Source organism: Rhizobium sp. SG570, assembly GCF_012275345.1.
Classification (GTDB): Bacteria; Pseudomonadota; Alphaproteobacteria; order Rhizobiales; family Rhizobiaceae; genus Rhizobium; species Rhizobium lusitanum.
In genome coordinates, this window is sequence record NZ_JAAZQI010000009.1 from 40833 (window position 1) to 52749 (window position 11917).

General features: G+C 60.8%; 10 protein-coding genes. 5 read left to right on the forward strand and 5 right to left on the reverse strand.

The genetic code is table 11. From position 1 onward, the window contains the following. The first annotated feature begins 2 nt into the window (after positions 1 to 2). Positions 3 to 494 (forward strand): DUF523 domain-containing protein, encoded by a 492-nt coding sequence (locus FHT28_RS18705; protein WP_037198531.1) that lies wholly within the window; start codon positions 3 to 5, stop codon positions 492 to 494. A 73-nt stretch (positions 495 to 567) separates the two neighbouring features. On the opposite strand, the gene FHT28_RS18710 is transcribed toward FHT28_RS18705, so the two are convergent. From FHT28_RS18710 to purD, 3 genes are all read right to left on the reverse strand, one after another. Continuing rightward, complete coding sequence (locus tag FHT28_RS18710) at positions 568 to 2385, reverse strand: methyl-accepting chemotaxis protein (RefSeq protein WP_168597018.1); 1818 nt, start codon at positions 2383 to 2385, stop codon at positions 568 to 570. Positions 2386 to 2770: 385 nt separating this feature from the next. Further along, complete coding sequence (locus tag FHT28_RS18715) at positions 2771 to 3199, reverse strand: plant virulence effector HPE1-like domain-containing protein (RefSeq protein WP_037198533.1); 429 nt, start codon at positions 3197 to 3199, stop codon at positions 2771 to 2773. A gap of 111 nt (positions 3200 to 3310) precedes the next feature. Further along, the gene (gene purD, locus FHT28_RS18720) at positions 3311 to 4579 is read right to left on the reverse strand and encodes a phosphoribosylamine--glycine ligase (RefSeq protein ID WP_168597019.1); all 1269 of its coding nucleotides are present in this window, start codon (positions 4577 to 4579) and stop codon (positions 3311 to 3313) included. 248 nt (positions 4580 to 4827) lie between these two features. Here purD and FHT28_RS18725 point away from each other — a divergent pair, with 248 nt between their 5' ends. Next, entirely contained in the window at positions 4828 to 7137 is a 2310-nt protein-coding gene (locus FHT28_RS18725; protein ID WP_168597020.1) for a Tex family protein, read from the forward strand. A 145-nt stretch (positions 7138 to 7282) separates the two neighbouring features. Further along, a complete protein-coding gene (locus FHT28_RS18730) occupies positions 7283 to 8542 on the forward strand; it encodes a cyclopropane-fatty-acyl-phospholipid synthase family protein (RefSeq protein WP_037198537.1) in 1260 nt (419 codons plus the stop codon). Between the two features lie 96 nt (positions 8543 to 8638). Here FHT28_RS18730 and FHT28_RS18735 read toward each other — a convergent pair whose 3' ends face one another. Next, entirely contained in the window at positions 8639 to 9070 is a 432-nt protein-coding gene (locus FHT28_RS18735; RefSeq protein ID WP_168597021.1) for a hypothetical protein, read from the reverse strand. A gap of 271 nt (positions 9071 to 9341) precedes the next feature. Between FHT28_RS18735 and FHT28_RS18740 the strand changes: the two genes are divergently transcribed. Next, complete coding sequence (locus FHT28_RS18740) at positions 9342 to 10151, forward strand: MipA/OmpV family protein (RefSeq protein WP_037198538.1); 810 nt, start codon at positions 9342 to 9344, stop codon at positions 10149 to 10151. Positions 10152 to 10215: 64 nt separating this feature from the next. Beyond that, complete coding sequence (ubiA, locus tag FHT28_RS18745) at positions 10216 to 11178, forward strand: 4-hydroxybenzoate octaprenyltransferase (protein WP_168597022.1); 963 nt, start codon at positions 10216 to 10218, stop codon at positions 11176 to 11178. A gap of 120 nt (positions 11179 to 11298) precedes the next feature. Here ubiA and FHT28_RS18750 read toward each other — a convergent pair whose 3' ends face one another. Beyond that, positions 11299 to 11865 (reverse strand): DUF6101 family protein, encoded by a 567-nt coding sequence (locus tag FHT28_RS18750; protein WP_037198541.1) that lies wholly within the window; start codon positions 11863 to 11865, stop codon positions 11299 to 11301. Positions 11866 to 11917: the final 52 nt, after the last annotated feature.

The window sequence follows — 11917 nt, forward strand, 5'->3', positions numbered from 1 at the left end:
CGATGACCGGAAAAATCCTCGTCAGCGCCTGCCTCATGGGCCATGCCGTCCGCTATGACGGCCGTTCCAAGCCGCTCATCCATCCGGCGATCGATCGCTGGCGCGAGGAGGGGCGGCTGGTGACGATCTGCCCGGAAATGTCCGCCGGTATGGCTGTGCCCAGGCCGCCAGCCGAAATCGAAAACAGCGCCGCAGGCGAGGATGTGCTCGCCGGCACCGCACGCGTGATGGAGATCAGTGGCGGCGACGTAACCGAGGGGTTTCGGCAGGCCGCGGAGAACGCGCTGGCGCTCGCGCGAGAAACCGGCTGTCGGTACGCTTTATTGATCGACGGCAGCCCCTCATGTGGCTCGGGCTTTATCTATGACGGCTCCTTTTCCGGGGGCCGGCATCCGGGCCATGGCGTTACGGCTGCGCTGTTGCAGCACGCCGGCATCGAGGTTTATTCCGATCGTGAGATAGACAGGCTGGTCGTGCGGTTGGCAGCAGACTGAAGCAGCCGATCGCAGCTTAAACGAAAACCGCCGGACGCAAGCCCGGCGGTTTCTCTTTTCTGACTTTTCCGGCTCAGGCCGCGCGACGACGATGATCCACAGCCGGATGGCCATCGTTGACACGGAAGCCACGGATGAGGGCGAGCAGGTCTTCCGTATCGCCGGCGAGCGTCTCGGCCGATGCCGTCGTCTCTTCTGCCATCGCGGCGTTCTGCTGGGTGGCGGCATCGAGCTGGTTCATCGAGGACGAGATCGAGCGCAGCGTGGTATCCTGCTCGGAGGCGCTGTGGGCGATCTTCGAGACGATCTCGTTGGCCGCCTTGATCTGGTCGGAGATACGCTTCAGCGCTTCGCCTGCTTCGCCGACAAGGCGGACGCCCTGGTCGACCTGCCCGGAGGAACGGGCGATCTGGTCCTTGATTTCCTTGGCGGCGGCCGCGGAACGCTGAGCCAGTTCGCGTACTTCCTGGGCGACGACGGCAAAGCCCTTGCCGGATTCGCCGGCGCGGGCGGCTTCGACGCCAGCGTTCAGCGCCAGCAGATTGGTCTGGAAGGCGATCTCGTCGATGACGCCGATGATCTTGCTGATCTCCGACGAGGACTTCTCGATCCCGCTCATCGCTTCGATTGCCTGGGCAACCACGGCGTCGCTGCGCGATGCCTCGGTGCTGACGGCGTGAACGCGTTTGCTGGCCTCATGCGCGCCTTCCGCGGTCTGGCGGACGGCGACGGTGAGTTCGTCCAGTGCCGCCGAGGTCTCTTCCAGGCTGGCGGCCTGGCGTTCGGTGCGCTGCGACAATTCGTTGGAGGCGCGACGAATCTCTTCCTTGCTGAGGCCGATATCATTGCCCTTGGCGTTGACACGGCCCATCGCAGCCTCAAGGTGCGAGAGCGCCTCGTTGAAGTTGTTGCGAAGGCCGGCATAGCTGGCACCGAGATCGCCGCAACGCACCGTCAGATCGCCGCGGGCGAGATCCTCGAGCGCCTTGCCGATGACGGAGACGACGCGTGCCTGCTCGCGCGCTTCATCCTGCTGCTGCTGCAGGTTCTGTTCGCGCTCGTTGCTGATTTCCAGCTCCTGCGCCGCCTGGCGGTCGGCGAGTGCATGACGTTCGCGAATCTTTTCCTGCAGAGCCCTGGTCGCCTTCGCCATCAGGCCGATTTCGTTGCGCATTTCGATATGCGGGATGGCGGTCTTCACGTCCTCGTCGGCGACAGCCTTGAGGGCAGCATGGACATCGGTGAGCGGCTTCGTGATGCCGCGGATGAAATAGAAGGCAGCCCCGATGCCGATCAGGGATACGATGCCGCAGATCATGAGCGCACGCCACATGGTGGCATTGATCTGCTCCTGCAGGTCATCCATGTAAACACCGCATCCGAGCACGATCTGCCACGGAGCGAATGCTGCCGAATAGCTGCCCTTCAGGAAGAAGTCGCCGTCGGGGTGGCCGGGTTTGTTCCAGTAATAGATGGTGCGGCCGCCGCCCTTGATGCCCTTCTCCACCATTTCCTTGCTGAAATGCGTGCCGTTCTTGTCGACCTGCGAGGACATGTCCTTGCCGATGTTGACCGGGCTCGGATGAATCCGCTGGATCACATTGTAATCGAAGCCGAAGAAATAGCCGGCCGGCGCGAAGCTGACATGCGACAGCACCTTGAATGCCTCGGCCTGGGCAGCGTCATGCGTCATCTCGCCGGATTTCTCGCGCTGGTAATATTGGTTCAGAACCGAGATGCCGGATTCGACCTGCGTGCGCAGCATATCGAAACGATCGTCATAGATGGAATCGGCCTGCGACCGGATTTGAAAATAGGTGGCCACGGCAAAGGCGGCCATGAGGACGCCGAGCAGGGCAAATAATTGATGTGCGATCTTGAGATTTTTCATAACGTCTCCCACAGGTAATTGAATACCGGTGCGGTATCCTACCGCCTGTGCGATCGCCTGAGAGATTCCCAATACGCTTGCCGCCGCTCGAAATGACATGCTGCTGTCCGGTGGACAGTAAAATCTCATTTTATGTCTAAAAAACCTTTAACTTGAGCAGTCTGGTTGTATTTGCCGGGAGTTGAAACCTGGGATATGGCGTGCGAGATAAGTAATATTTATTCAGACTCGAGAATAACTCGAGTGAAGATCAGAATTTCTCGGGATTTATTTTAGAAGTAGCAAATGCGCTCCAGGACTTAGCCTGAGCGTATTGTCCTGCCATCACGGCTCGGCCCGCCGACCCGAAAGGTGGGCGGGCGAGGCAGGACATGAAAATTCGCAGCTATTGACGAAGCTGGAAGCCGGAGAGATCGAGCGGCGCAAGCTCGGGAGTCTGGGCGATTTTTGGCACGGCGGCGGTCTTTGCCGCCGTATCGATGCCGTCGATGGATTCGCCGGCCGCAGCCAGGGCCTCAGGAGTCGGCTTGGTGACGAACACGACAGGAGAGCCGCCCATCCAAGCCTCAGTGCGCACCACCTTCTTCTCGCCGTCGATGCTGCGGATGGCGATGGATTGCGTACCGGGCGTCAACGTCGGCACGACATATTCCTTTTCGACCGCCGGCGGCTTGAGGGGAGGGCACTGGACGCACGTCTTGTCGACAATGCTGCTGTTGCGGTCGAGCAACTTGCCGTCGATAGGCTGGATAGACGAGGCCATGGCGGAGCTGCCGGCCAGTACGCAAGCCAAGGTCAGGAAGAAGGAACGCATAACAAACAACTCCGTCTATGTTGACGAAGACATTAGCGAGCCTTTGTTTCCATACCGTCAGGAGATTAGGTAAAAATTTAGTGGACCGCACATTGAGAGAGGATGCGCCGTTTACGCCTCGCGCTCGACCGCGCGCCAACCGATGTCGCTTCGATAGAAGCCGTTTTCCCAGCGCACCTGGCCGGCAAGGGCATAGGCACGCTTCTGCGCTTCGCTCACGGTCTTGCCGGTCGCGGTAATGTTGAGCACACGGCCGCCGGTCGCGATCAGGGCGCCATCTTTGAGGGCTGTGCCGGCATGAAACACTTTCGCCTCATCGGCGTCTGCCGGCAGCGCTGATATCGGCGTGTTCTTGGCGTAGGAGCCGGGATAGCCTTTCGAAGCCATGACCACGGTCAGCGCGGCGTCATCGCTCCATTCGGCGTTGACCTGATCCAGGGTGCCGTTGGCGCAGGCGAGAAGCAGCGGCAGAAGATCGCTCTTCAGTCGCATCATCAGCACCTGGCATTCCGGATCGCCGAAGCGGACATTGTATTCGATCAATTCCGGCCCCTTCGCGGTGATCATCAACCCGGCAAAGAAGACGCCGGAGAAGGGATGGCCGCTCTCCGCCATACCGCGCATCGTCGGCTCGATGATGTCCTTCATCGTGCGATCGACCATGTCAGGCGTCATGACCGGGGCCGGGGAATAGGCGCCCATGCCGCCGGTGTTCGGGCCGGTGTCGCCGTCGCCGACGCGCTTGTGGTCCTGGGCGGTGGCCAGCGCCATCGCATGCTTGCCGTCGCAGAGGCAGAAGAAGCTTGCTTCCTCGCCGTCCAGATAGGCCTCGATCACCACCTCCGCCCCGGCCTCGCCGAATGCGCCCTCGAAGCAGTCGTCGATGGCTGCAAGGGCTTCGTCGATCGTCATGGCGACCGTCACGCCCTTGCCGGCGGCAAGCCCGTCGGCCTTGACGACGATCGGAGCCCCCTGCGCGCGGACATAGGCCTTGGCCTTTGGCGCGTTGTTGAAGCGCTGATAGGCGCCGGTGGGGATGTCGTAGCGGGCGCAGATATCCTTGGTGAAGCCCTTGGAGCCTTCCAATTGCGCCGCGGCGGCGGAGGGGCCGAACACGGCGATGCCTTCAGCGCGGAGTTTGTCAGCAATACCGGCAACCAGCGGCGCCTCCGGGCCGACCACGACGAAATCGATGGCTCTTTCCTTGCAGAAGGCGACGACGGCGTCATGATCGTCGATATCGAGCACCGCCAGCGTCGCATGTTCGGCAATGCCCGGATTGCCTGGGGCCGCATAGAATTCCGTCATGAGCGGCGATTGCGCCAGCTTCCAGGCCAGTGCGTGCTCGCGTCCGCCCGATCCGATCAACAGAACTCTCATGGCTTGCCCTTTCGTTGCATCCTTTTGCGCGGTTAAGGGGGGTTGGGCCAAAGGTCAAGCATCAAATCCTGTGGAGGCATGGCGGCCAACATTGCCATGCCTTTTTATGTCGCTAAAGCGGGATGCGGTTTTGGATGTCAGGTCGCCTTTCCCCCGCCGGATCGGGGTGATCTGCGTCGAAAACAGTTTCTTATGTTCGCGGGATCGTGCTTATGGTCCCCTCACGATTGTCCAGTCCAGAGAGTCACATGGCCGCTGATATCCGTTCCCTTGCCGCAACCATCGCCGCAGAGATCAATTCCCGCCCGGATCAGGCCAAGGCCGCCATCGAGCTCCTCGACGAAGGTGCGACCGTGCCGTTCATTGCCCGTTACCGCAAGGAAGTGACCGGCGGTCTCGACGATGGGCAACTGCGGACGCTGGCGGAACGGCTCGTCTATCTGCGCGAGCTGGAAGCCCGCCGTGCCGCGATCGTCGAGTCCATTACCGGCCAGGGCAAGATGACCGATGAGCTGATGGGCAAGATCGCCAAGGTTGCCACCAAGGCCGAGCTGGAAGACCTTTATCTGCCCTATAAGCCGAAACGTCGCACCCGCGCCGAGATCGCCAGGGAACGCGGCCTCGCTCCGCTTGCCGACACCATACTTGCAGACCGGACAAAGGAGCCTGCGGTTCTCGCCGAAGGCTTCATTACAGCCGATGTGCCCGACGTGAAGGCGGCGCTCGAGGGCGCGCGCGACATCATCGCCGAAGGCATTACGGAAAATGCCGACCTGCTCGGCAAGCTGCGCGGGCATATGAAGACGACCGCCATCCTGAAGGCAACGGTCGTGGATGGTAAGCAGGAGGCGGGCGCCAAATTCTCCGATTATTTCTCGCATCAGGAGCGCTGGGCAACCGCGCCGGGCCATCGCGCGCTTGCCATGCTGCGGGGATGGAACGAAGAGGTTCTGACGCTGACCATTGATGTCGATGTTGACGCCATCTCGCCGAACAAGCCGGTCGAGCGGATGATCGCCACGGCCTATGAGATCGGCCCGAGCCGGCCCGGCGACCGCTGGCTGATGGAAGTCGCGAGCTGGACATGGCGCGTGAAGCTTTCCATGTCGCTGTCGCTCGACCTGATGCGTGAGCTGCGCGAGCGCGCCGAAGAGGAGGCGATCCACGTCTTCGCCCGCAATCTGAAGGATCTGCTGCTCGCAGCCCCCGCCGGTTCGCGCGCCACGATGGGTCTCGATCCGGGCATCCGCACCGGCGTCAAGGTGGCGGTGGTCGACGGCACGGGCAAGTTGCTGGAGACGACGACCGTCTATCCCTTCCCGCCGAAGAATGATGTGCGCGGCACGCAGGCGACCTTGGCGGCACTGGTACGCAAGCACAAGGTCGAGCTGATTTCCATCGGCAACGGCACCGGCAGCCGTGAGACGGAGAAGCTTGTGGCCGACATGCTCGCCGATCTGCCGGCGCCGAAGCCGACCAAGGTCATCGTCTCGGAGGCCGGCGCCTCCGTCTATTCCGCCTCGGAGACTGCGGCACTGGAATTTCCCGGCCTCGACGTCTCGCTCCGCGGAGCCGTCTCCATCGCCCGCCGCTTGCAGGACCCGCTGGCCGAACTCGTCAAGATCGAGCCGAAGTCGATCGGCGTCGGCCAATACCAGCACGATGTCGATCAGCTGAAGCTGTCACGTTCGCTGGACGCGGTCGTCGAGGACGCGGTGAATGCCGTAGGTGTCGATCTGAACACGGCTTCCGCTCCGCTGCTGGCCCGTGTCTCGGGCCTCGGTCCGTCGATCGCCGATGCGATCGTCAAGCATCGAGACGGCGAGGGGGCCTTCGAGACCCGCCGCGATCTGTTGAAGGTTGCCCGCCTCGGCCAGCGCACCTTCGAGCAATGCGCCGGCTTCCTGCGCATTCCCAACGGCAAGGAGCCGCTCGATTCCTCGTCGGTGCATCCGGAAGCCTATGGCGTCGCCAAGAAGATCGTTGCCGCCTGTGGACGCGACCTGCGCAGCCTGATGGGAGATACGGCAAAGCTGAAGGCCATCGATCCCAGGCAGTTCATCGACGAGAAATTCGGTCTGCCGACCGTGCGCGACATCATTTCCGAGCTGGAAAAACCTGGCCGCGATCCGCGCCCGAGCTTCAAGACCGCGACCTTTGCCGAGGGCATCAACGAGATCGGCGACCTGAAGCCAGGAATGCTTCTCGAAGGTACGGTGACCAATGTTGCCGCCTTCGGTGCCTTCGTCGATATAGGAGTCCATCAGGACGGATTGGTGCATGTCTCGCAGCTTGCCGATCGCTTCGTGAAGGACCCGCATGAGGTGGTCAAGGCTGGCGACGTCGTGAAGGTCACGGTCGTGGAAATCGACGTGAAGCGGAAGCGAATCGCTCTCTCGATGCGCAAAGATGGCGGCACTGTGGCGCCGCCGCCGGCACGTGATTCGCGAGAGCAAGGTGGGGCACGCAACGCTGGCGGTAGGGGCGATAGTAGTCCGAAGGCGGAGCAGCAGGGCAGTTTCGGTGCCGCTCTGGCCGATGCACTCAAGCGAAAATAAGGACTTAGCGAGAGACATTGCAAGAATGTCACACTCTGGCAGTGTTGTTGCCGGAGTGCTACAGAGTGCGAAAAGGTGCGCTTGCCACAATGTTCTGAAGCGCTAGAGTCAGCCCTAATGTCATGTCATAACATTCGAGGCGTCCATGGCGTCGGCACTCTTCTCTCTTGTTACGAAACTTGTCCGTAAAGGCTCACTGAAACTTACGCTCGCGTCCGGCGAGACGCACATGATCGGCGATGGGTCCGGCGAAATGGTCGCCATCCGCCTCGCCGACCAGCAGGCGGAGGACGCGATCGCGCGCGATCCGACCTTGAAGCTCGGCGAGATGTATATGGAAGGGCGCTTCATTCTCGAGCAGGGGGATATCTATGAATTCCTCTCTCTGGTGAAGCAGAACACCACCAACGAAATCTTCGATCTGCGCATGGCGGCCCTACTGATGGGGCGCATCGTCTGGCAGCAGCTCAAGAGCCGGTCGCCGATCAATCGCAACAAATACAATGTTGCGCATCATTACGATCTTTCGGCCAAGCTGTTCGATCTCTTCCTCGACGATGATTGGCAATATTCCTGCGCTTATTTCGTGCCGCCTGGCATCAGCCTGGACGAAGCGCAGGTGGCCAAAAAGCGCCATATCGCCGCCAAGCTGCTGGTTGAGCCCGGCCAGCGCGTTTTGGAGATCGGCTCCGGCTGGGGCGGCATGGGCATGTATCTCGCCGAAGCCAATCCCGGCCTCGATTTTACCGGCATCACGCTCAGCGAAGAGCAGCTCAAGGTCTCCCGTGAACGCGCCGCCAAGCGCGGATTGTCCGACCGCGTCCGTTTCGAGCTGCAGGACTACCGTTACATGGCGGGCCGGAAGTTCGACCGCATCGTCTCTGTCGGCATGTTCGAACATGTCGGCATCGGCGCCTATCGCAGGTTCTTCAAGAAGGTTTCGGAACTGCTCGACGACAACGGTGTGATGGTGCTGCATTCCATTGCGCGTCCGAAGCCGAGCTTTGCCACCAATGCCTTTATCGAAAAGTATATCTTCCCGGGTGGTTATATTCCTTCGGTCGGCGAGACTTTGCCGCCGCTGGAAAAGGCCGGGCTTCTGGTCAAGGATGTCGAAATCCTGCCGATGCACTATGCGCATACGCTGCGGCACTGGCGCCAGCGCTTCGTCGCGCGAAAGGCGGAAGCCGTGGCGCTCTACGACGAGAATTTCTTCCGCATGTGGGAATTCTATCTGGCCGGCTCGGAAATGGGCTTCCGCTGGGATGAGCTCTTCATCATGCAGATCCAGATTGCCAAGAACCAGTTCGCCGTTCCCGACAACCGCAACTATATTGGCGAGCGCGAGGCGAAGCTGAGGGAGTTCGAGGCGACACGGGCGCCGCTGGAGAAGATAGTGTTCTAAACCTTCGCCGTTGTTTTGAATGGTTGCGCCGGATTTTGGATTTCCAAAGTCCGGCGCTTTAGCGTTCAGTCCCGCCAGCTAGCGAGGATATGGGTGCTATTTGACCACTTTGACGGTCAGATTCTCGTCGCTGACTTTACTTCCGTACAATACGGTCACCCGCAGGATGAATTGATCGGTGCCGACGAAACCGGGATCGGACGTGTAGTATATCGTAGTGCCTTCAATGGGCTTGCCGCTGCAGATATAGGCATCGCTATCCTTGTCGTATTTGACGTGAACCGTGCCATGTTCGAATGTGACTTTGCCATGGCTGGGCTGCTTGACCACCGCCGTATAGGGGTAGGAGTTGAAGGTGCAGTCCCGCTTCACCGACGAAGCCATTCCGAGCGCGGTCTTCTTGCCCGAAATGACTCTGTGCGAATATTGATCTTGCTTGGCGCCCCCGATCGGTGCGCTGACACAGCTGGAAAGCATCAAGCCGATGCTGAGAAACGCACCGAGATAAATCCAAGATTTGGTTTTCATTTTGCCTCTTGTTCAACCTTCATATGAGCAGGTCACTGCTCAAATTCTGGCGTCGCGCCATTACCTTGGATTGAGTAGCGCATGCCGAAATTAAATCGCTGCGACAGATCGGCGCAAGCCGGAGACCAGCGCAAGTCTCATCGAGAATTTTGCCGTCGGTCCCGAATTCGACCGCGCGTGGTTAAGAGAGCGGTAACGCGATCCGAATAGTTTGAGGCAACTCTAGGGCCGCGTGTATGGCCCTTTGTATTGCGTATTATGGAGTTGCATTGTGTTTACGAAATCGCGTCTGCTTTTCACGTTCGGCTTGTTCGCTGCCTCAGCCGGTGCGGCTTCGGCGGGAGACGGCCAGCATTTCTGGTCGGGTAACTGGTACCTAAGCGTCGGTGCGGCCGGTTTCTCGGCGCCGAAATTCGAAGGCAGCAAGCACAACAAGCTGCAGTGGTCGCCGTTGATCTCCGTCGGCAAGCAGGGCCCGGGTCCGCGTTTCTCCTCGCGCAACGACAATCCGTCCTTTGCTCTGATCGAGAGTGACGCGTTCCGAGTCGGTATCGTCGGCAAGTTCGTGCCGAGCCGGGACAGCAGCGACGGTCGTGAGCTGAGAGGCCTGAAGAAGGTCAAGTGGGGCGTTGAGGCCGGCGGTTTTGCCGAGGCCTATCCGACCGACTGGCTGCGCGCCCGCGTCGAAGTCCGCCAGGGCATTCGCGCCCATAGCGGCCTCGTTGCCGATGCCGCCGTCGACGCCTTCACCGACATCACTCCGGAACTGCGCCTGTCCGGCGGCCCGCGCATGACGCTCGCCTCCAACGATTATTTCAACACCTATTACGGCGTCAACGCGCGGGAGGCGGCCGCCTCCGGCCTCAGCCGTTACAACCCGGGCGGCGGCGTGAAATCCGTCGGTGCCGGTGGCGCATTGACATGGAAGCCGTCCGAGAATTGGACCACCAGCACTTTCCTGGAATATACGCGTCTTACCGGCCCGGCCGGTGACAGCAGCCTCGTGCGCGAGCGTGGCGACCGCAACCAGCTGCTGATCGGCGTCTCCGCCAGCTACAAGTTCAACTTCACGATGAACTGAGAAATGAGCGGGGCTTAGGCTCCGCCGCTTGACCTTCAGCGCCGGATATCACTACTAATCGCCTATGCAAAAGACAGGCGACATCAACGGGCGCGTCGCTGACGCGCCATCCGGAAACTGGGTTTACCGCGTTCTGCCGCCGGTACTTTGGCCCTATGCGCAGCTTGCGCGCTGGGACAGGCCGATCGGCTGGCAGCTTCTGATGTGGCCGTGCTTCTGGTCGGTGGCACTTGCCGCCAATGCCTCCATTTCCATGGGGCATGGTTCGCCGGGTTTTGTGGTGATCTATCACCTCATCCTCTATTTCGTCGGTGCGGTCGCCATGCGCGGCGCCGGCTGCGCCTATAATGATCTGGTCGATCACGGGATCGACATGAAGGTCGCGCGCACGCGCTCGCGCCCACTGCCGTCTGGCCGCGTGACACGCTTTCAGACCAAGGTCTTCATCGCGCTCCAGGCTCTGGCCGGCCTTCTCGTGCTTTTGCAGTTCAATTGGTTTGCCGTCCTTCTCGGCGTGTTGTCGCTTGCGATCGTCGCGCTCTACCCTTTCGCAAAGCGCTTCACCGACTGGCCCCAGTTCTTCCTGGGTCTTGCCTTTTCCTGGGGTGCTTTGATGGGCTGGGCCGGCCTTTTCGGCAGCCTGTCGCTTGCTCCGATCGTGCTTTACGCCGCCGCCATCCTCTGGACGATCGGCTACGACACGATTTATGCGCATCAGGACAAGGAAGACGACGAGCTGATCGGCGTTCGCTCGACCGCGCGGCTCTTCGGCGACCAGACGCGCCTCTGGCTGATCGGCCTCTACGGCGCGACAGTGCTTCTGATGCTGATCGCCTTCGCCCTGGCCGGAGCCGGCTGGCTTTCCTATGTCGGCCTGATCGTCGCGGGCGGTATGTTCGCCTATCAGATCGCCGTGCTTGACATCAATGATGGCGAGCAGTGCCGAGCCCTGTTCCTATCCAACAACCGGGTTGGCCTGATTGTCTTTGCCGGGCTCTTCCTGTCGTTCCTGCTTCTTGTTCCGTGAGCATGTAACCATTGAGCATGACTGGCGATGAGCGTTTGCTGAGGTCATAAAATCTGTCGACCGCAGGGTTGCACATCCCACGGCCGATCTTTGGCAATGTCGGAACTTAATCCTGACAGCTCAGTGCCGCGCAATAATCTCGCGGCCTTCGATCTTCATCTTGATGCCGAGCTTGCCGGTCGAGCGGCGCACGAGGAAGCGTGGGCGGCGATCGGCGAAATAGGAATGACGTCGACGCGGTTGGCTGTCCAGCGCGCGGACACTGCCCAGATGCTCTTCCAGCGGGCGGGCAACACCATCGGCCTCGATCATCAGCATCGGGATACGGAAGGCTTCCGACCAGGAGCGCCAATCGGCAGCGATGTCGCTGAGATCGTGGGCAACAAGGAGGGGGATGCAGAGGTCCGGATCGGAGTGATGCAGTTCAAGCGTAACGGTGACTTCGCCGTCACCATGGTCGATGGCGCGAGCGGCGACACCCATGAAAGCGCGTTTTGGCAGGGCGACGGACAGCGGCAGGCCGCTGGACGGCAGGATCTTGCGCAGCACGGCGCCGCGCTCATCGATCGTGATGGTAACGTCACCCTCGGCACCCCGCATGGCATAGCTGACCTGTTGCGGAAAGCGCGTCGGATCAAGCCGCAGTGTGGTTCCAGCCCAGTCGGGCTTCAGGACGGTATTTGTCATCGATTCTCTACCCTTGCTTTACCTGAGAGCCGGTTTTCCGGTCTTCTCTCGG

Bases quoted from the DNA above. Each gene is read 5' to 3' on its own strand.
- FHT28_RS18710 (WP_168597018.1), bottom strand. From the start codon at position 2,385: ATGAAAAATCTCAAGATCGCACATCAATTATTTGCCCTGCTCGGCGTC.
- FHT28_RS18750 (WP_037198541.1), bottom strand. From the start codon at position 11,865: ATGACAAATACCGTCCTGAAGCCCGACTGGGCTGGAACCACACTGCGG.
- FHT28_RS18735 (WP_168597021.1), bottom strand. From the start codon at position 9,070: ATGAAAACCAAATCTTGGATTTATCTCGGTGCGTTTCTCAGCATCGGC.
- FHT28_RS18725 (WP_168597020.1), top strand. From the start codon at position 4,828: ATGGCCGCTGATATCCGTTCCCTTGCCGCAACCATCGCCGCAGAGATC.
- FHT28_RS18705 (WP_037198531.1), top strand. From the start codon at position 3: ATGACCGGAAAAATCCTCGTCAGCGCCTGCCTCATGGGCCATGCCGTC.
- FHT28_RS18730 (WP_037198537.1), top strand. From the start codon at position 7,283: ATGGCGTCGGCACTCTTCTCTCTTGTTACGAAACTTGTCCGTAAAGGC.
- ubiA (WP_168597022.1), top strand. From the start codon at position 10,216: ATGCAAAAGACAGGCGACATCAACGGGCGCGTCGCTGACGCGCCATCC.
- FHT28_RS18715 (WP_037198533.1), bottom strand. From the start codon at position 3,199: ATGCGTTCCTTCTTCCTGACCTTGGCTTGCGTACTGGCCGGCAGCTCC.
- purD (WP_168597019.1), bottom strand. From the start codon at position 4,579: ATGAGAGTTCTGTTGATCGGATCGGGCGGACGCGAGCACGCACTGGCC.